Genomic DNA, 22,321 nt, shown 5'->3' with positions numbered 1-22,321 from the left:
AACCGCATACCTGTTCTGTGGTCGCCCGTGCGCATGGTCGTGCGGGCGACTTGCTTTTGCGAGGTGGTGGGTATACTGAGGGAGGAAAAACGGAAGGGGAGGACATGATCCACTACGACTTCAGGCCCCGGGGCGTCTGCTCGCGCGTCATCCACATCGAGCTCGACGATCAGGGCAAGACCATTCAGGGCGTCGCGTTCGAGGGTGGTTGTAACGGCAATCTGAAGGCCATTGGCAAGCTCATTGAGGGTCGCTCGGTCGACGAGGTCGTCGAGACCCTTGCCGGCAACACCTGTGGCCCGCGCAAGACCTCGTGTGCCGACCAGCTCACCCTTGGTCTGCTTGAGGCCCGCAAGTCGGCCGGAATCCAGACGGAGGCCTAGCTTGGCGCTCTTCAGGAACACGCGGGAGGGCGCGCCATTCGCTGGCAATGGGGACGGACGTCGGGCCATCACGCGCCGCGGCCTGTTCAAGGGCATCGGTGCCACTACGGCCGTCGCCGTCGTCGCGGCTTCGCTCGACGGCTGCAAGAACGCGAGCAACGGCAGCGGCGACCCGGTCGTCGTGGATTCCGAATCCGCCGACTACGTGATCGATCCCAACACGAACGAGAACAAGTTCTCGTACGACGAGTCGTCCCTCTCGCCGACGCACACTTGGAACATCGCCTTGGGCAGCGTACTTCGCCCCGGCGGTGGGGACACCTGGATTCCCGTCACTACGGCGGGCTCTTCCGCAAACCCGCCGGTCAAGGCGTCGGCACTTGCCATCACCACCGGCAAGCTGGTGGAAGTGGTCTCGGAGCCGCACACCAAGGATGCCGACAACGTCGTGATCTACGAGGCTTGCTGCAGCGACAGCGTCTACGCCTGGGTTGAAATCAACTTGCTTGACCGCGGCTGGCACCTGTATGCCGCCCGCTTCTCGGACGGCGCCCTGACGGGGGACATCTCCACGCTCTGGGAGGCTTCCGCCGACTACGACCCGCCCCAGATTGCCTGTTCCGACTCGCGCGTGTTCTGGTTGGTCATGCCGAACGCCACGGGCGGCAAGTCTACCGAGCACTCGTTCTGCTACGCCTGGAAGGCGGGCGGAAGCAATGCCGACGCAATCGTCGAGTCCGCCGGCAGGTTTGGAGCGCCCCTTGCCGTCTCGGATGACGTTCTGACTCTGGTCCCGCGCGTGAAGGGCGATAAGGGAACCTACTATGGCATCACGGCGTATGACCTGAGTGATGGTTACAAGCAGCTTGACCAGCTCATCCTTCCGGCGTCGGTCAAGCCTCTCAGTGCGGTGCGCATGGGCGATAAGTTCGCCTTCTCCATCGAGGCCAACTATGCCTCCGGCGGCCTGCTGGGTAACATGGGCAGTTACATCGGCAGCGCGGATGGTCCCTTCGTGGCTCTTTCGCGTGAGCCCTCCGCCCAGATTGCTGGAAAGGGTAGCCGATACTTCATCAAGAGCTCGTCGTCGTACTTCGTGGTCGATACCGACAAGCGCTCGTATTCGATTCTCGCCGCGACCAATCGGTCGCTCGACTACGGCGAGTACCCCTCAAGCGTGGGCACCACGTCGCGTTTCGTGACCTTCTGCACCGTTAAGGCGGAGGATACCGGTTATCCGTCCACCGTCGTGGTGCGTGCGTTTGACCTGTAAAGAGTGACACTTAGGCCGTTTCGTAATGAGTCACAAGCGATAATTTGTAAGCTGCGTTAAAATAGCAAACGCTTATGACCATTAATCTGTCACTTAGCCTATGCCATTTTTGAATGGCACCGTTTGAAACGATGTTGCGCCTCCGGTTTTCCGCCCGCGCGTCCAGGTACGAAAAGTAAGGAGCAGCCAGATGGCTTCAGAGGAGAAGAGAATCCTCCTTGTTGAGGATGAGAAGACGATCCGCGATGCGGTTGCCGCTTATCTCGAGCGCGAGGGCTACGTCGTCCGCGGCGTGGGTGACGGGCAGAGCGCCCTCGAAGAGTTCGAGAAGCACTCCTTCGACCTCATCATTCTCGACCTCATGCTTCCCAAGCTCTCGGGTGAGCGCGTCTGCCGCGCCGTTCGCGAGACCTCCAATGTGCCCATCATCATGCTGACCGCAAAGGGCGAGGTCGAGGACCGCATCATTGGCCTGGAGCTTGGCGCCGACGACTACCTGATCAAGCCCTTCTCGCCGCGTGAGCTCGTCGCCCGCGTGCGTGCGCTGCTCCGCCGTGCCCACACCGAGAGCGAGCCCCAGCTTGAGGTTCTGGACTTCGGCGACCTCGTCATCGACATCTCGGGCCACAAGGTCATGGTCGAGAACAAGGAAGTCGATCTTACCGCGTCCGAGTTCAAGCTGCTGACCACCCTCGCTCGCTACCCGGGCCGCGTCTACACGCGCATGGAACTGGTCGAGAAAGTCCTGGGCTACGACTTCGAGGGCTACGAGCGCACCATCGACTCGCACGTCAAGAACCTCCGTGCCAAGCTGGGCGACGATCCTCGTAATCCCCGCTGGCTTTATACTGTCCACGGCGTTGGCTATCGCTTCGAGTCTGCCAACAAGGACGGTGCGGCGGACGAGGCAAAGTAGCCTCGCGGTTGGATTGCGCATGCAACGTTAGCAATGGGCGCCAGGCAGATTGCTTGGCGCCCTTTTTTCTGAGTGAGGTGTCGACAGATGGGTGAAAGTGACGATATGCCGAAAGAAGACCTCTACTCCGAGGACATTGCCCGCTACTACGATGAGGTCCTGAACATGGACATGTCGGAGTCGTCCAAGGCCTACTTCAGCACGCTCAAGCGTGATGCGAGGCCGACGCGCCCGGCGAAGACCTTTACCGGCAGGATGGCGTTCTACTTCGTCATGACCGCTGTCATGTGCGTCGCCATCTTCACCGTCGTTCTGGCAACAGTGTGGGAGCAGCAGTTCCAGGGCTATGCGCGGGACAACATGCAAAGGCTTGCCCAGCAGACGGCCGATGCGCTCTCCAGCCAGTATGAGGAATCGGGCGGCTGGACCCCCGACGTGGTGGGCTATGCCCCCGCGATCACGGCCGCCTATCCCGACCTGGGAATGCAGGTGCTCGATGCCTCGGGAAATGTCCTGTACGACGATACCACGGTCAACCGCAAGTCGTCATCTAACGAGGGTGCCTCTCCCAATGACATCAATGATCAGGACAACGTCGATTCCATCGTGTCGGCCGACGTTCTGGACAGGTCGGGCATCAAACTCGGCTCGGTCAGGCTCTGGGCCTTTGACGCCGAGGCCGTCACCACTAAGTCGGACGCCGCGTTCAAAATGAACTCGTACTACGGTATGGCGCTTGCCGGCGTCATCGCAATCGCGCTGGCCGGTGTCATCGGCTACTGCTCTTCGCGAACGCTGACGCGCCCGGTGGTGAAGATCACCTCGACGGCGCGCGCGATCAGAAACGGCGACCTGACTGCGCGGACCAACCTCAAGGGCGACGATGAGATTGGACGCCTGGGCGAGACCTTCGACAGCATGGCCACCGAGCTCGAGCGCGACATCAAGTTCGAGCACCGACTGACCTCGGACGTTGCCCACGAGTTGCGCACGCCCCTCATGGCAATGCTCGCGACGGTCGAGGCAATGCAAGACGGCGTGCTGCCCTCGGACAACGAGCACTTCGAGGTTGTCGCGGGAGAAGTACGACGCCTTTCTCGGCTGGTCGATGCGATGCTGCACCTGTCCCGTGTTGAGAACAACACCGACTTTAAAACCGAGCGAACCGAGATGGTCTACGTCGTCAAAAGTCTCGTCTCGATGCAGGAGCAGCTCTTTAACGACCGCGGCCTCCGCCTGCGCTTTGACGATAAGATCCCGACGCACGAGCTTTATGCCGACGTGAATCCCGACCTCATTCGCGAGGCCGTGACCAACATCATGTCCAATGCCATGAGGTACACGCCCGAGGGCGGCTGGGTCGTCGTTGCGATTGACCGCGACCGCTTCAAGAACGAGATGCTCATCTCGGTGCGCGACACGGGCATCGGCATCGCCAAGGAGGACATCCCACGCGTTTTCTCGCGCTTCTGGCGCTCTGACGCCAGTCGCGAGAGGGTTTCGGGTGGCCTGGGCGTTGGCCTTGCGCTCACCAAGGAGATTATCGACAAGCACAACGGGAGCATTGGGGTCGAGTCGGAGCTTGGCAAGGGAACGACGTTCACGCTCCGCATCCCCATCGATCGCGACCGCAGCTACAAGCCGAACCCCTCGGGCGAAGAGCTGATTGGCTAGCGTTGTCATTGCGTGACAGCGCGCTTGTGCCTGCGAAATCTCCTGTGGCATCTACTACAATCGAACATGCTGCGTCTGTTGGCCAGGCGTAGTCACTGTATTAGTCTCTTGAGGGGAGCCAAAAACATGGGAGCCATGGAGATTCGTCCGGATTCTCACGGCAAGGTACGCGACATCTATGATTGCGGCGACAGCCTGTTGATGGTTGCGAGCGACCGAATCAGTGCGTTTGACTACATCCTGCCTGACGAGATCCCGTACAAGGGCGAGATCCTCACGCGAATCTCGGCGTTCTGGTTCCACAAGTTCGCCGACCTCATGCCCAACCACCTGATCTCTATGGACGTGAAGGACTACCCGGAGGAGTTCCAGAAGTATGCGGACTACCTGACGGGGCGCTCCATGCTGGTCAAGAAGGCCAACACCATTCCCGTCGAGGCCATCGTTCGCGGCTACCTGACTGGCTCGGGCAAGAAGACCTACGACCAGGACGGCACCGTCTGCGGCATCCACCTGCCCGAGGGTCTGCACGAGGCCTCTAAGATTCCGGAGGCCATCTTTACGCCCTCCACCAAGGCCGAGCTCGGTGATCACGACGAGAACATCTCGTTCGATCGCTGCGAGGAGCTCATCGGCGACGACGTTGCCCAGCAGCTTCGCAGCGCGGCTCTTAAGATTTACAATGCTGCTGCAGACTATGCTGCGACCCGTGGCATCATCATCGCTGACACCAAGTTCGAGTTTGGCTTCATCGAGGGCGAGCTTACCCTGATCGATGAGTGCCTCACCCCGGACTCCAGCCGCTTCTGGCCCGCAGATGGCTACGAGGCCGGCAAGGTTCAGCCCAGCTACGACAAGCAGTACGTCCGCGATTGGCTTAAGGCCAACTGGGACATGACCGGCGACGCGCCGCACCTGCCCCAGGAGGTCATCGAGGGCACTTCCAAGCGTTACCAGGAGGCCTTCGAGATCATTACTGGTACCAAGTTCACGCCCATGAAGGAGAACTAGTCTTATGTCGCTCATCGATACGATCAACGCTGCCAAGAAGGAGGCCGAGGGAAACAGCCCCCTGAGTGCCGACTCCGAGAAGAACGCGACGGAGAACAAGGAGGCCAAGCAGGGCTTCTCCAAGAAGTCTGTTGCCAAGGCCAAGCCTGCTCGCGAGGCCGCTGACGGCGTGCGCGTCGTAAAGACGAGTGGCGGCAAGGTTGTCTCCTCTGGCAAGGCCATGAGCGAGATGTCCAAGGAAGAGAAGAAGGCCGCGCGTGCCGCTCAGCGCGAGAAGGACGACCTCCGCATGTCCGCGACTCATGTCCTCCTGACCAATACCAAGGGTTACAGGCGCTCCCAGCGCGTGTGGTGGACCCTTCTTGGCATCGGCCTGGCCTCGACGGTTGCCAGCTGGGCAATCGGACAGTTCGTGCCCGGCGTCATGGAGGGCACCAGCTCTCCCATGGGGATCCTGATGATTGTCCTTATGGTGCTTGCGTATGCCGTGATCATCGCGGCGTTCATCTACGACTGGCGTATCGTGCGCCCCATGCGCAAGGCCGCCGAGGTTGCCGCCCAGTCGATGTCGGTCAAGAAAATGAGCCAGGTGCTCAAGGAAGACGCACGCGAGGCGGCCAAGGAGCAGTCCCAGAAGGACAGGGCCAAGGCTGCCAGGCGTTCCGTTGAGAGCGGCAGGCACGAGCAGCACAAGTAGTCGGCTGAGGGCTTCTGTCGCTCGCCTGCACAATCTGCTTCGCGCAAGACGAAAGTGATGCTAGAATACATGAGCACGGCCCCGTAGCTCAGGGGATAGAGCACAGGTTTCCTAAACCTGGTGTCGTTGGTTCGAATCCAATCGGGGTCACCAGAAAGTTCAAGGTCAGCGCCTGAGGGCGCTGACCTTTTCTGTTATATGGCGTGCGTTTGCTGCGGAATGGCCGGCGGCTAGCATGTCCCCTCAAACATCTGAACGAGTTCGCGCAGCTTAGAGGCGCTCATCACGCGCGCGGGAAAATAAGCGACGCGCCCCCTGCCGAAGCTTGCAAGGCAGCCGTTCTCGTCGTGCCGCGCCCGCTTGAGCTGCAAGAGGGGGTACCGGGCGACCTCAGCACCCGGTCCCTCAACTACCACCTCATCGGAAGTGACCACGACATGGCGGTGCACGTCGGTCTGAGACTCGCCGATGTTGGTCCCCATGAGAGCCCAGGCCTGGATGTTCGGCCAGTTGCGCGTGGCCGTGGACCCAGTAACTGCGAAGATCAGCGAGACGAGCATGACAAACACGTCGTGATAGGGCGTCGCGAGCGTGACCACGAGGCCAACCAGGCCGACGACGAGCATGACGATCGCGGCGTCGGAAAGGCGGGGCGCCCCGTAGAGGACGGCTGCCTGCTTGGCAAGCTTCTCGGTGATGTCGTACGTCGCCGAGAAGAGCACGTCTCCGTACCTCTCGGCATCGCGCTTTGCGTGCGTCTCGTTCTGCTCCGCGGCCTCGTCCGACGGCTGACTTCTCTTCCTTGCGCCGGCCCTGCGAGAACCCTTCGTTTTCTTGGACATCCTGCTCCCCTAATGGTTGAAGTGCTTGCGATTCGGGCGGTACTGGGCTACTTCTCTTCCATCAGGGGCTCCATCTGGAAGGTGACGCAGTTGACGTACCCGCGGTTGGTGAGACGCAGCACGGGGACGCAGGCGAGCGACATGACGCCCATGGTCATGAAGGGGGAGGGCATGGTGCAGCCCATCTGTTTCCACGCCTCCTCGGCCTTGGCTACCTGCGCGGCCACGTCATCGACGCTGCCCGCGCTCATCAGGCCGCAGACGGGGAGTTCGACAAGTGCGAGAATCTTGCCGTCTACGACCGCTGTCTCGCCTCCCCCGCACTCGACAAGCGTCTGCGCCGCAAGTGCCATGTCCTCGTCGTTGTCGCCCATGACGAGGAGGTTGTGAGCATCGTGGCTGACGGTCTGAGCGAGTGCGCCGTGGATGCCGAAACCCGTGACGAATCCGAAGCTGTGGACGCCATCGGCGCCGTGGTGACGATCGAACACGCAGGCCTTGAGTACGTCATGACCATGGTCTGCTACCAGCAGGCCGTTCTTGACGGGAACCTCGACGAACTCGTCGCGCGTGATCGTGTCTCCGGGCGTGATGCCGATGGCACGCACCGTCACGGTGCCATCGGGCACGGGCGCGCATGCATCGTCGCCGAGGCCCTCGGCGACAGTCGCTCCGTTGGGAACGGCGACGCCGAGCTTGCTGGTTCGCAGCGCGGGGATTTCGAAGGTCTGCGGCGTCACCTCGAAGCCCAGGCTCATCGTGTGTGTCATCCAGTCGGGCCACTGGTGGTCGGCGCGGGGGAACTTTGCGACGCCGTCCTGTGCGACAAGTTCGCCGTCGATGAAGACCATCTTGGCATCGAAGTCGCTGAGGTCCTTAAAGAGGACGATGTCAGCGCACTTGCCGGGCGCAATGACGCCCATGTCCGTCAGGCCGAGGTAGTGTGCTGCGTTAACCGTGCACATTTGGATGCCCACGATGGGGTCGAGCCCCAGGCGCACCGCCTCGCGCAGCACGCGGTCCATGTGACCGTCACTCACGAGCGTGTTGGGGTGGCAGTCGTCGGTGCACAGCAGACAGTGGGCGGTGCATACGCCGCTCTCGATAAGCTGGGGAAGGTAGCCGGGAAGGTTGAGCCAGGCCGACCCGTAGCGAAGCTGGACGTACTGGCCTAGGCGCAGCTTGGCGAGAACCGACTCCCAGCTGCCGCATTCGTGGTCGGAGCTGACACCGGAGGCAATGTAGGCGTTGAGGTCGCGGTCGACGTCGGGCGAGGGGAAGTGCCCGGTGACGACGCGATCAGTGCGAAGCGTTGCCCGGACCTCGCCGAGCGCGTTCTTCTCGCCAGAAAGAATGCCGGGGAAGTTCATCATCTCACCCAGTGCGACGACGTTGTCCCAGGTCATGGTCTCGGCGATGTCCTTGTCGGTGATACTGGCGCCGGTGTCCTCGACGCCAAGCACCGCGGGGACGCAGGAGGGTGGCGTCATCATGGACTTGAGCGGCGCGTTCTTGGCATCTTCGAACATGCTCTTGACACCCTCGAGGCCGCGGACGTTGCCGACCTCGTGGGGGTCGGTGAGGATGGCCGTCGTGCCATGGGGGACTACGGCGCGGGCGTATTCTGACACGCTGGTCATCGAGCTCTCGACGTGGATGTGGCTGTCCATGAGACCGGGCGTGGCCACGAGGCCCGTGGCGTCTATGACTCGCGTGTCGGGTCCGATGCAGTGCTCGGCGGTGTGGCTGTCCATGCCGAGGTAGGCGATGCGACCATCCTTGATGGCGATGTCGCTGTCGGGCAGAATCTCTTGCGTTGCCACGCTGACGACATCGGCGTGCCTGATCACGAGGTCTGCGAACTCATCACCTCGGGCGACGCGGACGAGGTCTTCGTTGCATTCCCAGAGCGGCTTCTTGCAGAACTTGTTGAGCATCGGACGCCTCCGTCGGTTGCATGTTCATTTTCACGCTAGCGTAGCGCAAAAGGCCGTGGAACGGATGCGCTTGGCGATGCCGATTTGTCCTGCGGAACAGAGTCTCGGGTGACGGAGCGAACTTCCGCCATGACACCCCTTGCGCCTCGGGGTGACTTTATTGTGGTTCACCACCTACCTGTGGGTTCTCTGGTATAGTCTACTGTTGTGAGTGAGCTCGATGGGTTCGGGCGACGTCATGTTCCGAACCTGGTCAGGGCCGGGAGGCAGCAGCCATAAGGAGCCTCTGACGGGCGCCCGTTCCCATCGAGCTCACTTTGTATGCGCCCCCAGACTGCGAGACCCGCGGCCGAGGGGCGTTTTTGTAAGCTTGGGGGTGGCCCACCCAGTCTTCGCGAGGCCGAGGCACCCCCGCGATTCACGAGGTTATCCATGGGATTCGTACAGTTTATTGCCGAGCTTCTTAAGGACCCCCGCGCGGCCATCGCCAGCATGATCGCAGCCGGTCCCATTGCCGCATACGGCTTCATCTTCGTCATCATCTTCGTCGAGACGGGCGTCGTCTTCTTCCCGTTCCTACCGGGAGACTCCCTGCTCTTCGCCTCGGGCTTCTTCGCCCAGGGTGGCGGCTTCAACATCTTCATGCTGCTGGGGGTTGCCTGGTGCGCAGCCATCTTGGGCGACCAGTGCAACTTCATGATCGGCCACTTCTTTGGCAGGAAGATCATCGAGTCCGGCAGGGTCAAGGCCATGACTCCCGAGCGCGTCCAGAAGACCGAGGCGTTTCTGGACAAGTGGGGTCACCTGGCCATCTTCCTGGGCAGGTTCTTTCCCTTCATCCGCACCTTCGTCCCCTTCCTCGCGGGCATGGGTGGCATGCACTGGCGCAACTTCGTCGCCTTCAACGTTCTGGGCGGCATCACCTGGTCGACCCTCTTCACGCTCCTGGGCTTCTTCTTCGGCGGCATCCCTGCGGTTCAGGCTCATTTCGAGCTCGTGATCGTGGGCATCATCCTGGTGTCGGTCATTCCGGCGCTCGCCGGGGCCCTCAAGGCGAAGTTCGCCAAGGGGAATCCGGACCAGGAGGCGTAACGGCCAAGGCGTCAGGCCCTTCTCGCCGAGAAGCGCCTGCCCTGCCTGCAGCTGTCCCTGCCGTGCCCGCGGGTATACTTGGAACCTAGCAAACACCGTCCCTTGCGGGGACCTATCGGAGGCGCCATGGAATCGCTCTACAGAAAGTACCGCCCGCAGACCTTTGCCGACGTCGTCGGCCAGCAGCACGTCGTCTCGACGCTCGAGCACGCCGTTCTTGAGGGCAAGACCAGCCACGCCTACCTCTTCTGCGGACCGCGCGGAACGGGCAAGACCACCATGGCGCGCCTTCTGGCCAAGGCGCTCATGTGCGAGAAGGGGCCGGGCAACCTGCCTGACGGCACCTGCGAGCAGTGCCAGCTCATCGCGCGCGGCGAGCATCCCGACGTCTACGAGCTCGACGCGGCCTCGCGCACGGGCGTGGACAACGTGCGCGAGGAGATCATCAACAGCGTCGGTTACGCCCCGGTTCGTGCGAACTATAAGATTTATATCATCGACGAGGTCCACATGCTCACCACGGCGGCCTTCAACGCGCTGCTCAAGACGCTTGAGGAGCCGCCGTCGCACGTAGTGTTCGTGCTGTGCACCACCGACCCCCAGAAGATCCCCGACACCATCCTCTCGCGTGTGCAGCGCTTCGACTTCAGGGCGATTGGCTCCGAGGACATCGAGGCCCACCTTGAGGACATCTGCGCGCAGGAGGGCTTTGCCTTTGACAAGAGCGCCCTGAGCCTGATCGTCCGCCACGCCCGTGGTGGCATGCGCGACGCGCTCTCCACGCTCGAGAAGCTCTCGGTATTTGGCGACGGAAACATCTCGATTGACTCCGCGCAGGACCTCCTGGGTGAGGTCTCGGGGTCTATGCTGGTGAGTGTCGCCTGCGCAATTGCCGAGAGGAACGTGCCCACCCTGTTTGACGCCGTCTCGGGACTGGTGACGTCTGGCCGCGACCTCCTGCAGTTCTCGCGTGAGCTCGCGGGGCATCTGCGCGACGTGTACGTCGTGTCCGCCGTGGGCGCGAAGCCCGGAGTCGTGGACGCGACCGAGGACGAGCTGCAGAACCTTAAGGACGAGGCCCTTGCCTTCGGCTCGGTCGATCGCATTTCTCGCGCGCTTGCCGTCATCAACGATGCCGGCAACGAGATGCGCACCGCGACCAACCAGCGCCTGGTGCTCGAGATTGCCCTGACGCGCCTCGCTCGCCCCAAGAGCGACATGACGCTCGACTCCCTTGCCGACCGCGTGAGCCAGCTTGAGCGCCAGGTCGCGCAGCTCTCTGCAAATGCGGTGGTCCAGCCCGCGAACTCGGCTGCGCCTGTCGCCGCGCCCGCACCTGCATCGAAACCGGCTTCCGCCCCCGCGCCCTCTCCTGCACCTGCGTCGCAGCCTCCGGTCCAGCAAGTCGCTCCGGCGCCGCAGAGGGTGTCCCAGGCCGTTCCTGCGCCCAAGTCCGCGCCGGCACCCGCCAAGCAGGCTCCGTCGCCCGCCCCGGCGCCGTCCGCGCCCGTGACCCCTGCCGTCACCGACGCCGGTGAGCTCCAGCGCAAGTGGAAGCAGGCCGTTGACGCGTTGGTGAGGACCAACCCCTCGCGCGGGTCGCTTCTGCTCACCTCCAGCATCCTCTCCGATGACGGAAACCGCCTTCTGGTCAACCTTCCCAAGGGCTCGGGCTTCGCAGTCAAGATGCTCGACCGCTCCGACGTGCGCTCCATCGTCGATCCCGTGGTCGAGTCGATCTTCGGCCGCAGGTCCATCGTTTACGCCGAGGCGAGCCTGCAGGGGGCGAACATCGCCCGCAACCAGCGCGCCGCCGCGCCGGCTCCGGCACCTAGGCCCGTGCCGGCACCGGCTCCTGCGCCCGCCCCGGCGCCCGTATCAGCCGCGCCTTCGCAGCCAATGCCCTGGGACGACGTGCCGGCTTACGAGCCCGTTCCCTATGATGACGCCGCAGCCATGTCCTACGACGAGGACGCACAGGTGAATGGCGTTCCCGACATTGCCGCGCCGGCACCCGCGCCGGAGTCGGAACCGACACCCGCGCGGAAGCCGGCTCCTGCGCCATCGTCCAAGCCGGCCATACCCGCGGCCCCCAAGCCGTCGCCCGTGACGGCTGCGCCGGCTGCGCCTGCGGCTCCGGCGGCGCCCGCCGAGGTCCCTCCCGAGGCGAAGGACATCATGGCAATGCTCACCGATGTCTTTGGCGACGGGGTCACCGTGAGCGTCGAGAAGAAGTAGGTTTTAAGGCCTATGATTTCGCCGCGCTCAAGCCTTGCGCCGACGTCCGTGCGGTAAGAGAGCCGTATCATTCCTAGGTTGTGTCACGAGCGCGCGCCCGTGCCCTTCTCGAATATAAGATTCTCCCGATAGGAGTAGCGCACATGAACATGCAGCAGATGATGAAGCAGGCCCAGAAGATGCAGAAGCAGCTTGCCGATGCACAGGACAAGCTGGGAGACATCGAGGTCTCTGCCTCTGCGGGCGGTGGCATGGTGAAGGTCACCGGCACCGCCGACATGAGCATCACGTCCATCACCATCGACCCCGAGGCGCTTGACCCCGAGGATGTCGACATCCTGCAGGACACCATCCTCGCCGCGGTCAATGACTGCCTCGCCAGCGCCCAGAATGCCGCGAATCAGCAGCTTGGCGCCATTACCGGCGGCATGAACATCCCGGGGCTGTTCTAGGGTGAGCGACTATAGGGACGACCGCGCGCTGCAGCGCCTGCTCGATGAGCTGGGACGCCTTCCGGGCATCGGCCCGAAGTCCGCGCAGAGAATTGCATACTTCCTCCTCGAGGCGGACATCGAGACCGCACGTCGTCTCTCAAACGCGATCATTGAGGTCAAGCAGCAGGTGCACTTCTGTCCCATCTGCTTCAACTATGCCACGCGCGAGCACTGCGACGTGTGCGACGACGTGTCACGCGACCGCAGCGTCATCTGCGTCGTGTCCGAGCCGCGTGACGTGAGCGCCATCGAGCGCACGGGTTCGTACCACGGCCTCTACCACGTGCTCGGGGGCGTCATCTCTCCCATGGACAAGATCGGTCCCGAGCAGCTTCACGTGAAGGAACTGTTGTCCCGTCTTGCCGACAACGATGTCAGCGAGGTCATTCTGGCCACGAATCCTGACGTCGAGGGAGAGACGACGGCAACGTATCTTTCCAGGGTCATCCGACCCCTGGGCATCGACGTCTCGCGCCTGGCGAGCGGCCTGCCCGTGGGAGGGGACCTGGAGTATGCTGACGAGGTAACGCTCGGTCGCGCGATCGAGGCCCGCAGGACCCTGTAGCATAAACGCACCAACGCCAGACAGGAGGTCTGACATGGGTCAGTACAGCAACAACGACGCACCGCGTCACGCGCGGCATGCGGCGGGCGGAGCACGTCCGTCTCGCCGTCCTGTAGGCGCTCGCGGCGCGGGAGGCACGCACTTCTCGCCCTCTTCTCCTTCCTACAAGCCTCGGTCGAGCTCTGCTCTGTTTGACTCGGACGGCATGGGCGAGCAGGAGGCTCCGAGGCCTGTCCTTGACCCCTCGGCGACGGGTTCCTTCAAGCGCATCGATCCCAGCATGGGCGCCAGGGTCGAGACCCGCGATAACGTGTCGAGGCTCGCGTCCTCCGGAGTGGTGGGCATGAGGCCATCGCGCATCGCCGACAGCCGCCTTCAGGGGCGCAACCGCCCCAGGGTGAGCAGTCGCGAGCCGAAGGTGAAGACCAACACGCGTCTGTTCGCGGGTATCGCCATCGCGGCCATCGTGGTCGTCGCAATCACGCTCTTCGTCATGGGGGGCGTCCTGAGCTCGCTCAAGCAGCCTGACGGCGGTGGCGTCGTGGAGCAGACGCAGACTGAAGCGAGCCAGTCGATCGCCTACAGGGGAGTCACGTACAAGGTCGAGAAGCAGTCCAACGGGAAGTACGCTCTTATGGGCTACCCCGAGGGCTCGGACGACGGCACGTCTTACTTCGAGTTCGACGGCACGCCGGTGCAGCTGGTACTCTACAACGGGGCCCTTATCATTCCCGAGAACCTTGACGGCAGCTGGGACGTCCTGAGCTACACCATTGGCGCGGGCGCCCTGCCTACCCAGGTTATGGGTCCCGACGACAGTCCCGTAACCGGAGAGGGCTCGATCGACTCCGTGAAGCTTTCTGATCCCAACCTTGTGGTTACCGACTCGTCAGGCAAGACGACCAACGTCGCGCTTGTCTAGCGGACTCCTGCTGGCGTCTTGGCGAATGGCTTTGTTGCGAGCATGGTTGTGGTCAACTTGTGAACGAGAGTACTTTTTAAAAATCGCTAGACAAGAGGCACCGATTCCGTGTATATTAACTCCCGCACTGATGCACGGGGTATTAGCTCAGCTGGTTAGAGCGCCGGCCTGTCACGTCGGAGGTCGCGGGTTCAAGTCCCGCATATCCCGCCATTGATGGTTCTAGGGCTTGGAGAAATCCAAGCCCTTTTTTATGTCTCGAGACACCGCCTTGTTAACGGCTTTATTAATCGAGCGTCGTGGGTCCTATAATTGTCACCACTGAGGTACAATTTATGAGGTGCGCATTTGCGCACTCGAGAGCACTTGGCACATTGTTCTGTCCAGAAGGTGAATCGGCTTGAGCTTCAGTCAGAGCTATAGCGACAAGCACCCTGCACGTCTTGCCGTATTTGATTTCGACGGCACTATCATTTCTGGCCAGTCGGGGTCTCTTCTCGCGAGGTATCTCTTCTCGCGCGGCTACTTCTCGCCCGCAAAAACCTTTAGGCTCTCGTGGTGGGGCATTCGCTACGCCCTGCATTTGCCCAAGCGTCAGGCCGAGTCTCGAGAGATTATCTTCGCGGCCCTGAACGAACGTGGTGCCGACGAGATTGCTCGGCTCATGGGAGACTTCTACGAGAAGGTCTTGGCCCCGCGCTACAGATCGCATGCCGTGGATGAGGTCCGCCGCCGCCACGACGAGGGCTGCATTACCCTTCTGGTCTCGGCTACCTTCCAGGAGATTGCCGAACGTTGCGCCCATGACCTTGGATTCGATGGGTTCATCGCAACCGATATGGAGCGCGACGCCCAGGGCAACTACACCGGAGAGGTCGAGGGCGAGGTCGTCGCCGGACCCGAGAAGAAGAGCGCCGTCGTCCGGTGGGCTGACGAGCACATTGGCGCTGGCGCCTGGACCGTCGCCTACGCCTACGGCGACCACTACAGCGACAGGGACCTCCTGGGGGCTGCCGTCCAGCCCTTTGCGGTTACGCCTGGCCGCACTCTTAGGCGCACTGCCCGGCGAAGGGACTGGGCGATTCTTAATTGGAAGTAAGGCGCGTCAGGGCGCCTTGGCAAGTTTGAAAGCGAGAGATTACGGCAAGCCATTTGCCTTGGGATAGAAAGGGTGGTCGCGTGGACATCTCAAGAAAGACGGATTATTCGCTCCGCATGCTCGCGGAACTCGTCAGGAGTGACGGAGGGGTTGTCTCCGTCCGCGCGGCCGCCGAGCAGAACGAGGTGCCGTACTCCTTTGCGCGCTCCATTCAACATGACTTGGTTCGTGCTGGCATCATCGAGAGCACGCGCGGCTCCCACGGCGGCATGAGGCTTGCCGTCGACCCCAAGACGACCACCATCAAGGAGATCATCGAGGCCGTCCAGGGGCCCATCTACGTTGCGACGTGCGCTACCTGCGCCGAGGATGGAGGCCCCTGCCCCTTCAGGCCTGAGTGCCACTTCAATCCCGTCTGGTGCGAGGCCGAGCGCATGCTCGACGCGTACTTCTCTATGGCGACGCTCTACGATGTCGTCGTCGACAAGAAGCACCCCATCCTCTCGCAGGGAAACCAGTTCATTCTCGTGGGTCCCGAGCACCCCAAGCCCGACGTCCCCAGTGCCCGTTAGTCCCCGCTGCAACAACAAAGGGATAGCCATTGTCGAGTAACGCAGAGCAAAAGGCCACGCCCATCGCCCCCGTGCTTCTTGCCAGCCTCCGCTCCACGGTCTTGGCGAGGGGCGCGGAGCTCTATCGCGACCTGCCCTGGCGCCGCACGCGCGATCCGTATGCCATCTGGATATCCGAGGTCATGCTTCAGCAGACGCAGGTCTCTCGCGTCGACGGTCGCTGGCAGAGGTGGATCAACCGCTTTCCGACCCCGGACGCCCTTGCTGCGGCGTCTTCTGCGGACGTATTGGAGGAGTGGCAGGGCATGGGCTACAATCGCCGTGCGCTGTCGCTCCTGAAGGCTGCGACCATGGTCTCCGAGGCCGGGGGAGAGATGCCGACCGAGTTCGAGGACCTTCTCGCCCTGCCGGGCATCGGGCCGGCGACGGCCGCGGGCATACGAGCGTTCGCCTACAACCAGCCGGGCGTGTACCTTGAGACCAACGTGCGCTCGGTCTTCATCCACGAGCTCTTTCCGGGTGAGGACAGCGTGAGCGATAAGGTCCTGACGCCTCTGGTCGAGGCTTGCTGCCCGCCAGACGACTCGAACCCAGCCGATGACCCGCGAAGCTGGTACTACGCTCTTTTGGACTACGGCAACTACCTCAAGAGGACGATGCCCAACCCCAGCAGGCGCTCCTCGTCGCACACACGCCAGTCGCGCTTCGAGGGGTCGCACCGCCAGAAGCGCGCGGCCCTCGTGCGCATCCTGCTTGACCATCGCATTGACGGTGGCGTGAATTTCGACACGGCCGCCGAAGAGTTGAGCGAACTCGAGCGCAAGGCGGGTAGAAATGCCTTGTCCCCCGATTACGTCAGGGAACTATTGGGCGAGCTTGAGGGCGAAGGTTTTTGCCATTGCATTGGTGACATTTGGAGCGCGTAGCGCTACCATGGGCCTTGCCGCTCGTTTCAGAGCGCCCAAGTGCAAAAGGTGAGAGGAGCATACATGGCAGTGGATTTTGAGAATTCGGAGACCAAGAAGAACCTCGAGGCGGCCTTTGCGGGTGAGAGCCAGGCGACCAACAAGTACGCCTACTATGCGAGCAAGGCCAAGAAGGAGGGGTACGTCCAGATCTCGAACATCTTTGCGGAGACCTCGGGCAACGAGCGCGAGCACGCGAAGCTGTGGTTCAAGTACCTTCACGACGGCGACGTCCCCGACACCCTGACCAACCTCAAGGATGCCGCGGCGGGCGAGAACGGCGAGTGGACCGACATGTACCCCACCTTCGCCGCCAAGGCAAAGGAGGAGGGGTTCGACGAGATCGCGGCCAAGTTCAAGATGGTGGGCGACATCGAGAAGGCCCACGAGGAGCGCTATCTCAAGCTCGTCGAGCGTGTCGAGAAGGGCGAGGTCTTCGAGCGCGAGGGCGTCAAGGTCTGGAAGTGCATCAACTGCGGCCACCTGCACGTCGGCCCCAAGGCCCCCAAGGTTTGCCCTGTGTGCAACCACCCGCAGTCCTACTTCGAGGAGCAGGTCATCAACTACTAGGTCTGCCTCGCGCACCTCGCGAGCCTGTGACAGCGACTTGGGACCCAGCTTTGGCTGGGTCCCTTTTTGCGTCGATAGTATCCTGTATGGTTATCGATAATTGCGATAACACGTAATGGGAAGCAGGTAATAGCTATCTAGCTGGGAATACGTTGTAATTGATAGAGATGTTCAGCGTAGATATTCAATAGATGAGTCAATACTCCTATAGTCGCTATAACGAAAGCTAATAATACAGAAGGAGAAAAACATGGCATTCGAACTCGACACCACCTTTGCCCAGGATCCCAGCGCCCACTTCGACACGCTCCAGGTTCATGCCGGCCTTGCGCCGGACCCCACGACCGGCGCCGCGGCGCTCCCCATCTACGCGTCGGCCGCCTTTCAGTTCGACGACGCCGCAGACGGCGCCGCGAAGTTCGCGCTCGCCAAGCCTGGCAACGTGTACGGACGCCTGACCAACACGACCACCGACTCCGTCGCGACACGCATCGCGACCCTCGAGGGTGCGGCAGGCGCGGTGGCCGTCGCCTCTGGACACGCGGCCGAAGTCCTCGCGATCACCAACCTGGTTGGTGCGGGCGACCACATCGTCGCCTCGGACTCTCTGTACGGCGGGACGTGGAACATCCTTTTGCATACGCTGGGCGACCTAGGAGTCGAGACCACGTTTGTCGAGAATAACGACATCGACGCGTTCGTCGCGGCGACCAAGGAGAACACAAAGCTCTGGTACGTCGAGACCATCGGCAACCCGCTTGTAGACGTGGCTGACGTCCCCGCCTTGGTCCAGGCGGCCAATTCGCTCCCGTCTCCCGTTCCCGTGTTCGTGGACAATACCTTCGCCACGCCGTACCTGTATCGTCCCGCCGAGGACGGTGCCGCCGTCGTCATCGAGTCGCTCACCAAGTGGATCGGTGGCCACGGCGCGACGCTGGGCGGTGCCGTCGTCGACACCGGCGTGTACGACTGGAAGGCCCAGGCCGACAAGTTCCCGACCATCGCCAAGCCCGACCCATCCTACCACGGGGCGGTATTTGCCGACGCCGCGCCCGCCGCACCCTTCTCGACGCGCGTTCTTGCGAACAAGCTGAGGGACTTCGGCCCGACGCTCTCTCCCTACGCGGCCCAGCTCATCGGCATCGGCATCGAGACGCTCTCCCTTCGCGTTCAGCGCCACAGCGACAATGCGCTAGCGGTCGCCCGATGGCTCAAGGAGAACCCCAAGGTCGCCTGGGTCCGCTACTCCGGCCTCGAGGATGACCCGAGCCACGAGGTCGCCTCGCGCATCCTACACAACGGATTCGGCGGTGTGGTCGTCTTTGGCCTCAAAGGCGGTCGTGACGCGGGTCTGAACGTGGTCAGCGGTGTCAAGCTCTTCACCCACCTGGCGAACGTGGGCGACGCGAAGTCCCTCATCATCCATCCCGCGTCAACCACGCATTCGCAGCTGACCGCCGAGCAGCTCGAGGCCGCGCACCTTTCAGAGGACCTGGTTCGCCTCTCGGTGGGCATCGAGAACGTCGACGACATCATCGCCGATCTGGACCAGGCAATCAGCAGGGCGTAAGCCAGGGCGCTAATTCTTGCGTGCGGCCTCGAAGGCGGCCGAGTGCTCGGCAGACGACCTTCCCCCCTCTTCGCTGCGTGGGTGCAGCGACACGAAGCGCGCGAAGCCCTCGACAGACCAGTCGTCCCATTCGCTGGTGTCGCCGAGGCTGATGAACATGCACGAGGGAACCTCGCCGCGAGCGAGGTTCTTTCGTATGCAGGCGTCGCAGCCGAGCCCGCCCTTTGCGAGGTTCTTTGGGTTGTTGGGGTTACAGGGGCATGCGAGGTCCTTGCAGGTGCAGAAGTGCCTTCCAGGGTCAGTCATGACGTCTCCCCTCGACTGTCGTTGGATGTGGCCGGCCTACTTCTTACCCTTGAACCAGCGGTTCGGCTGGCCGAAAGACGGGCAGATGTCCGCAAGTGGGCATGCATCGCACGAGGGCCGCTGCGCGCTGCAGGTCTCGCGGCCAAAGTGTATCCACTGCTCGTTGACGTCGCGCCAGAGCTCGTGCGGCAGCAGCGACAGAAGGTCCTTCTCGGCGGCCGCTGGCGTCTGGGCACTGGTGAGTCTCAGACGTTTGGCGATGCGGAAGACGTGGGTGTCCACCGCGATGCCTTCCACGACTCCGTATGCCTTGTTGAGCACGATGTTTGCGGTCTTGCGACCCACGCCCGGTAGGCGGGTGAGCTCCTCCATGGTGCGAGGAACCTCTCCGCCGTAGTCGGCGACAATCATCTGGGCGGTCGCGATGCAGTGTCCCGCCTTGGCGCGCCAGAACCCGATGGTGCGGATGACCTCGCCGAGCTCCTGCGGATTTGCCTGGGCCATGTCTGCCGGTGTGGGCCATCGCCGGAACAGCTCGGGCGTGACGCGATTGACCGCGGCGTCGGTCGTTTGCGCGGAGAGAAGGACGCAGATTACGAGCGTGAACGGGTTGCTGTAGTCCAGTGCGCTCTCTGCCGCATGGTAGATGCCGTCGAGTCGGCGGCATACCTCCCGCCCCCGCTCGCGCTTGAGCGCTTTGGTCTCGCGAGCCATCCGAATGCCTCCAAATGCTTGATGCATCAACACGTTTCCCGCTATTGCAAGGGTACCCGCAGACTGCATTTTGTAGTGCCGTAGCAGGAATTTTTTAGACCGATAAAAGATTAGTTGCCATTTTGGAACTCCGATTTTCCAAATATATCGAAACAATGAAATAGAATGTTCCGTACATCAACTGACATCTATCGTTGAATGTAAACAGACACTTAGCCCATAACGTCGGGGGAGATTATGAGCGTTCCCATTTCGGATTTGACTCTTACCAGCGATGACCTGTACATGATGGCGGGGGGAAACTGGTACCGAAGCTACGAGAAAATGGGAGCTCACCCTGCCAGTCAAGGTGGCGTCACAGGCTACAACTTTGCAGTCTGGGTGCCGGATGCTAGGAGCGTCCGCGTCCTCGGCGACTTCAACGACTGGAACCCCGATGAGAACTACCTCGAGTGCACCAAGGACGGTGGCGTCTGGCACGGCTTCGTCGCCGGTGTCGAAGAGGGCGCGCTGTACAAGTACCTGATCGAGACCAGGCACGGCGACCTGCTGTACAAGGCAGACCCGTACGCCTTCTACGCGGAGTGCCCACCGGGAACTGCGTCGCGCACCGTTGACATCTCGAGCTACGAGTGGCAGGACAAGGACTACCTGGCCAACCGCGCCAAGAGCGACTTCATGAAGAGCCCCCTCAACATCTTCGAGGTTCACCTGGGCAGCTGGAAGCGCCACGACGACGGCCTTGCCGGTGACGGCAGCTCCGACACCGACGAGCACAGCGGTTCGTACCTCAGCTACGACGAGCTTTCCGACGAGCTTGTCGACTACGTCAAGAAGATGGGCTACTCGCACATCGAGCTCATGCCGGTCATGGAGCATCCCTTCGACGGCTCTTGGGGCTACCAGGTGACGGGCTACTATGCGCCCACCTCTCGCTATGGCAACCCCAGGCAGTTCAAGCACTTTGTCGACTCCTGCCACCAGGCGGGAATCGGAATCATCCTCGACTGGGTTCCCGGTGGATTCTGCCGCGACGAGCACGGCCTGGTTCACTTCAACGGTGACAAGCTGTACGAGAAAGAGGAGCACCCGAACTGGGGCACGTTCAAGTTCGACCTTGGCAGGGGAGAAGTTCAGACCTTCCTGATTTCGAACCTCCTGTACTGGATCGAGGAGTACCACGCCGACGGCATTCGCGTCGACGGCGTCACCTCGATGCTGTACCTGAACTTCGGCATCGACGACCCGCGCCTCAAGAAGTTCAACGAGAAGGGCGGCGAGGAGGACTTCGTCTCCATCAAGTTCATCCAGAGGTGCAACGAGACCGTCGGCAAGTACGACCCCGACGTCATGATGATTGCCGAGGAGTCTACCGCGTGGCCCCTCGTTACCTATCCCATCTCCGACGGCGGCCTTGGCTTCCACTTCAAGTGGGACATGGGTTGGATGAACGACACCCTGCACTACATGCAGACTGACTTCCCGTATCGTCCCGGCAACCACAAGCTGCTGACCTTCTCGACCATGTACCAGTTCAACGAGAACTTCGTGCTCCCGCTCTCGCACGACGAGGTCGTCCACGGAAAGTGCTCACTCATCACACGCCAGCCGGGTGACTACTGGAGGCAGTTCGCGGGCATGCGCTCGCTTGCGCTGTACCAGATGACCCATGCGGGCGGCAAGCTGAACTTCATGGGCAACGAGATTGCCCAGTTTATCGAGTGGCGCTACTACGAGGGTATCCAGTACTTCCTTTCGGACGAGTACGAGAGCCATGCGCACCAGCAGGCCTACGTCGGCGCGCTGAACCGTTTCTACAAGGCGCATCCTGCCCTGTGGCAGCGCGGCTACGTCCCCGAGGGCTTCGAGTGGATTGACGCAGACAACAGCGACCAGTGCCTCATCTCCTTTGCCCGGCACGGGGACAATCCCGACGACGACCTTGTGGTCATCATCAACTTCGAGGTCAACCCGCACGAGGACTTCAGGGTTGGCATGCCGCGCGAGGGATATTGGGTCGAGGAGTTCAACTCTGACAGCACGATGTTCGGCGGCTCCGGCGTCACCAACAAGGGCGTCAAGTTCGCGACCGAAGACGAGCCTTGGAACATGCGAAGCCAGTCGATCAAACTACGCATTCCGCCCCTAGGCGGCGTTGTCCTGAAGTACGCCGGCTCGCTTCCGCCGAAGAAGCCCGCAAAGCACGCCGCGGCAAAGGCGCCCGCGAATAAGGCTCCGACCAAGGCGACGGCCGCGAAGGCGACTGCGACCAAGAAGACGACGGCCAAGAAGGCCTCGACGCAGAAGGCTCCAGTCAAAAAGACGGTGCCCGAGAAGCCGGACGCAAAGAAGACGACGAACAAGAAGCCGACCGTCGCCAAGCAGGCCGCGAAGAAGGACGCGCGAAAGACGGCGCCCAAGGCTAAGACGACCGGAAGAAAGGGCTCCTCGGTAAAGGCGGACAAGAAGGGCTAGGACACG

Annotated in this window: 21 protein-coding genes, 2 tRNA genes and 1 other RNA gene; 20 read left to right on the top strand and 4 right to left on the bottom strand. The window is 62.1% G+C overall.

Annotation, left to right across the window (positions count from 1 at the left end):
- Positions 1-104 precede the first annotated feature (104 nt).
- The 7 genes from BMY31_RS05960 to BMY31_RS05930 all read left to right on the top strand — a co-directional run bounded on the left by BMY31_RS05960 (position 105) and on the right by BMY31_RS05930 (position 6,107).
- Positions 105-383 carry a TIGR03905 family TSCPD domain-containing protein gene (locus BMY31_RS05960; RefSeq protein WP_091009104.1) on the top strand — a complete coding sequence of 93 codons (279 nt, stop codon included), beginning with the start codon at positions 105-107 and terminating at the stop codon, positions 381-383.
- Position 384: 1 nt separating this feature from the next.
- Positions 385-1,656 (top strand): Tat pathway signal protein, encoded by a 1,272-nt coding sequence (locus tag BMY31_RS05955; protein WP_091009101.1) that lies wholly within the window; start codon positions 385-387, stop codon positions 1,654-1,656.
- Positions 1,657-1,846: 190 nt separating this feature from the next.
- Positions 1,847-2,572, top strand: coding sequence for a response regulator transcription factor (locus BMY31_RS05950; RefSeq protein ID WP_078687335.1), 726 nt, complete (start codon positions 1,847-1,849; stop codon positions 2,570-2,572).
- A gap of 105 nt (positions 2,573-2,677) precedes the next feature.
- A complete protein-coding gene (locus tag BMY31_RS05945) occupies positions 2,678-4,246 on the top strand; it encodes a sensor histidine kinase (protein ID WP_091009097.1) in 1,569 nt (522 codons plus the stop codon).
- Between the two features lie 126 nt (positions 4,247-4,372).
- On the top strand, positions 4,373-5,257 hold the full coding sequence (locus tag BMY31_RS05940) for a phosphoribosylaminoimidazolesuccinocarboxamide synthase (RefSeq protein WP_180363880.1): 885 nt from the start codon (positions 4,373-4,375) through the stop codon (positions 5,255-5,257).
- A gap of 4 nt (positions 5,258-5,261) precedes the next feature.
- A complete protein-coding gene (locus BMY31_RS05935; protein WP_078687337.1) occupies positions 5,262-5,954 on the top strand; it encodes a hypothetical protein in 693 nt (230 codons plus the stop codon).
- Between the two features lie 77 nt (positions 5,955-6,031).
- Positions 6,032-6,107 (top strand) — tRNA-Arg (locus BMY31_RS05930).
- 77 nt (positions 6,108-6,184) lie between these two features.
- Here the strand turns inward: BMY31_RS05930 and BMY31_RS05925 are convergent.
- Positions 6,185-6,796: a hypothetical protein gene (locus BMY31_RS05925; protein ID WP_078687338.1), complete on the bottom strand. Its 612-nt coding sequence runs from the start codon at positions 6,794-6,796 to the stop codon at positions 6,185-6,187.
- A gap of 47 nt (positions 6,797-6,843) precedes the next feature.
- Positions 6,844-8,733: an adenine deaminase gene (locus tag BMY31_RS05920; protein ID WP_091009094.1), complete on the bottom strand. Its 1,890-nt coding sequence runs from the start codon at positions 8,731-8,733 to the stop codon at positions 6,844-6,846.
- 217 nt (positions 8,734-8,950) lie between these two features.
- On the opposite strand from BMY31_RS05920, the gene ffs reads away from it, so the two are divergent.
- The 12 genes from ffs (at position 8,951) to BMY31_RS05860 (ending at position 18,820) form a co-directional block, all read left to right on the top strand.
- Positions 8,951-9,046, top strand: an RNA gene (gene ffs / locus BMY31_RS05915) — signal recognition particle sRNA small type.
- A gap of 119 nt (positions 9,047-9,165) precedes the next feature.
- Positions 9,166-9,825, top strand: a complete 660-nt coding sequence (locus tag BMY31_RS05910) for a VTT domain-containing protein (protein ID WP_078687340.1) — start codon at positions 9,166-9,168, stop codon at positions 9,823-9,825.
- Between the two features lie 126 nt (positions 9,826-9,951).
- The gene (dnaX, locus tag BMY31_RS05905; RefSeq protein WP_078687341.1) at positions 9,952-12,063 is read left to right on the top strand and encodes a DNA polymerase III subunit gamma/tau; all 2,112 of its coding nucleotides are present in this window, start codon (positions 9,952-9,954) and stop codon (positions 12,061-12,063) included.
- 143 nt (positions 12,064-12,206) lie between these two features.
- Positions 12,207-12,515: a YbaB/EbfC family nucleoid-associated protein gene (locus tag BMY31_RS05900; RefSeq protein ID WP_078687342.1), complete on the top strand. Its 309-nt coding sequence runs from the start codon at positions 12,207-12,209 to the stop codon at positions 12,513-12,515.
- A 1-nt stretch (position 12,516) separates the two neighbouring features.
- Positions 12,517-13,122 (top strand): recombination mediator RecR, encoded by a 606-nt coding sequence (gene recR, locus BMY31_RS05895; RefSeq protein ID WP_078687343.1) that lies wholly within the window; start codon positions 12,517-12,519, stop codon positions 13,120-13,122.
- A gap of 34 nt (positions 13,123-13,156) precedes the next feature.
- A complete protein-coding gene (locus BMY31_RS05890) occupies positions 13,157-14,044 on the top strand; it encodes a hypothetical protein (protein WP_091009091.1) in 888 nt (295 codons plus the stop codon).
- Between the two features lie 136 nt (positions 14,045-14,180).
- Positions 14,181-14,257 (top strand) — tRNA-Asp (locus tag BMY31_RS05885).
- A gap of 187 nt (positions 14,258-14,444) precedes the next feature.
- On the top strand, positions 14,445-15,143 hold the full coding sequence (locus BMY31_RS05880; protein WP_078687345.1) for an HAD family hydrolase: 699 nt from the start codon (positions 14,445-14,447) through the stop codon (positions 15,141-15,143).
- Positions 15,144-15,223: 80 nt separating this feature from the next.
- Entirely contained in the window at positions 15,224-15,715 is a 492-nt protein-coding gene (locus BMY31_RS05875; RefSeq protein WP_078687346.1) for an RrF2 family transcriptional regulator, read from the top strand.
- Between the two features lie 29 nt (positions 15,716-15,744).
- Positions 15,745-16,641, top strand: coding sequence for an adenine glycosylase (locus BMY31_RS05870; RefSeq protein WP_091009088.1), 897 nt, complete (start codon positions 15,745-15,747; stop codon positions 16,639-16,641).
- Between the two features lie 63 nt (positions 16,642-16,704).
- Positions 16,705-17,250 carry a rubrerythrin gene (rbr, locus tag BMY31_RS05865; RefSeq protein ID WP_180363879.1) on the top strand — a complete coding sequence of 182 codons (546 nt, stop codon included), beginning with the start codon at positions 16,705-16,707 and terminating at the stop codon, positions 17,248-17,250.
- 250 nt (positions 17,251-17,500) lie between these two features.
- Positions 17,501-18,820, top strand: coding sequence for an O-acetylhomoserine aminocarboxypropyltransferase/cysteine synthase family protein (locus BMY31_RS05860; protein ID WP_091009086.1), 1,320 nt, complete (start codon positions 17,501-17,503; stop codon positions 18,818-18,820).
- 9 nt (positions 18,821-18,829) lie between these two features.
- On the opposite strand, the gene BMY31_RS05855 is transcribed toward BMY31_RS05860, so the two are convergent.
- Together BMY31_RS05855 and nth are read right to left on the bottom strand one after the other, a co-directional pair.
- The gene (locus BMY31_RS05855) at positions 18,830-19,126 is read right to left on the bottom strand and encodes a DUF6485 family protein (RefSeq protein ID WP_180363878.1); all 297 of its coding nucleotides are present in this window, start codon (positions 19,124-19,126) and stop codon (positions 18,830-18,832) included.
- A gap of 36 nt (positions 19,127-19,162) precedes the next feature.
- Positions 19,163-19,840 carry an endonuclease III gene (gene nth / locus BMY31_RS05850; protein WP_091009084.1) on the bottom strand — a complete coding sequence of 226 codons (678 nt, stop codon included), beginning with the start codon at positions 19,838-19,840 and terminating at the stop codon, positions 19,163-19,165.
- Between the two features lie 237 nt (positions 19,841-20,077).
- Here nth and glgB point away from each other — a divergent pair, with 237 nt between their 5' ends.
- Positions 20,078-22,315 (top strand): 1,4-alpha-glucan branching protein GlgB, encoded by a 2,238-nt coding sequence (gene glgB / locus BMY31_RS05845; protein ID WP_180371369.1) that lies wholly within the window; start codon positions 20,078-20,080, stop codon positions 22,313-22,315.
- The last annotated feature ends 6 nt before the right edge of the window (positions 22,316-22,321 follow it).

The sequence above is a fragment of the Parafannyhessea umbonata genome (assembly GCF_900111255.1).
In the GTDB taxonomy this organism is placed as follows: Bacteria; Actinomycetota; Coriobacteriia; order Coriobacteriales; family Atopobiaceae; genus Olsenella_J; species Olsenella_J umbonata_A.
Note: the sequence above shows the minus strand (reverse complement) of the source record. Positions and strands in the feature narration are given on the sequence as shown.

What these genes read in the sequence shown, in the direction of transcription:
- BMY31_RS05960 (WP_091009104.1), top strand. Translation starts at nt 105, where the DNA reads ATGATCCACTACGACTTCAGGCCCCGGGGCGTCTGCTCGCGCGTCATC.
- BMY31_RS05950 (WP_078687335.1), top strand. Translation starts at nt 1,847, where the DNA reads ATGGCTTCAGAGGAGAAGAGAATCCTCCTTGTTGAGGATGAGAAGACG.
- BMY31_RS05945 (WP_091009097.1), top strand. Translation starts at nt 2,678, where the DNA reads ATGCCGAAAGAAGACCTCTACTCCGAGGACATTGCCCGCTACTACGAT.
- BMY31_RS05940 (WP_180363880.1), top strand. Translation starts at nt 4,373, where the DNA reads ATGGGAGCCATGGAGATTCGTCCGGATTCTCACGGCAAGGTACGCGAC.
- BMY31_RS05935 (WP_078687337.1), top strand. Translation starts at nt 5,262, where the DNA reads ATGTCGCTCATCGATACGATCAACGCTGCCAAGAAGGAGGCCGAGGGA.
- BMY31_RS05925 (WP_078687338.1), bottom strand. Translation starts at nt 6,796, where the DNA reads ATGTCCAAGAAAACGAAGGGTTCTCGCAGGGCCGGCGCAAGGAAGAGA.
- BMY31_RS05920 (WP_091009094.1), bottom strand. Translation starts at nt 8,733, where the DNA reads ATGCTCAACAAGTTCTGCAAGAAGCCGCTCTGGGAATGCAACGAAGAC.
- BMY31_RS05910 (WP_078687340.1), top strand. Translation starts at nt 9,166, where the DNA reads ATGGGATTCGTACAGTTTATTGCCGAGCTTCTTAAGGACCCCCGCGCG.
- dnaX (WP_078687341.1), top strand. Translation starts at nt 9,952, where the DNA reads ATGGAATCGCTCTACAGAAAGTACCGCCCGCAGACCTTTGCCGACGTC.
- BMY31_RS05900 (WP_078687342.1), top strand. Translation starts at nt 12,207, where the DNA reads ATGAACATGCAGCAGATGATGAAGCAGGCCCAGAAGATGCAGAAGCAG.
- BMY31_RS05890 (WP_091009091.1), top strand. Translation starts at nt 13,157, where the DNA reads ATGGGTCAGTACAGCAACAACGACGCACCGCGTCACGCGCGGCATGCG.
- rbr (WP_180363879.1), top strand. Translation starts at nt 16,705, where the DNA reads ATGGCAGTGGATTTTGAGAATTCGGAGACCAAGAAGAACCTCGAGGCG.
- BMY31_RS05860 (WP_091009086.1), top strand. Translation starts at nt 17,501, where the DNA reads ATGGCATTCGAACTCGACACCACCTTTGCCCAGGATCCCAGCGCCCAC.
- BMY31_RS05855 (WP_180363878.1), bottom strand. Translation starts at nt 19,126, where the DNA reads ATGACTGACCCTGGAAGGCACTTCTGCACCTGCAAGGACCTCGCATGC.
- nth (WP_091009084.1), bottom strand. Translation starts at nt 19,840, where the DNA reads ATGGCTCGCGAGACCAAAGCGCTCAAGCGCGAGCGGGGGCGGGAGGTA.
- glgB (WP_180371369.1), top strand. Translation starts at nt 20,078, where the DNA reads ATGAGCGTTCCCATTTCGGATTTGACTCTTACCAGCGATGACCTGTAC.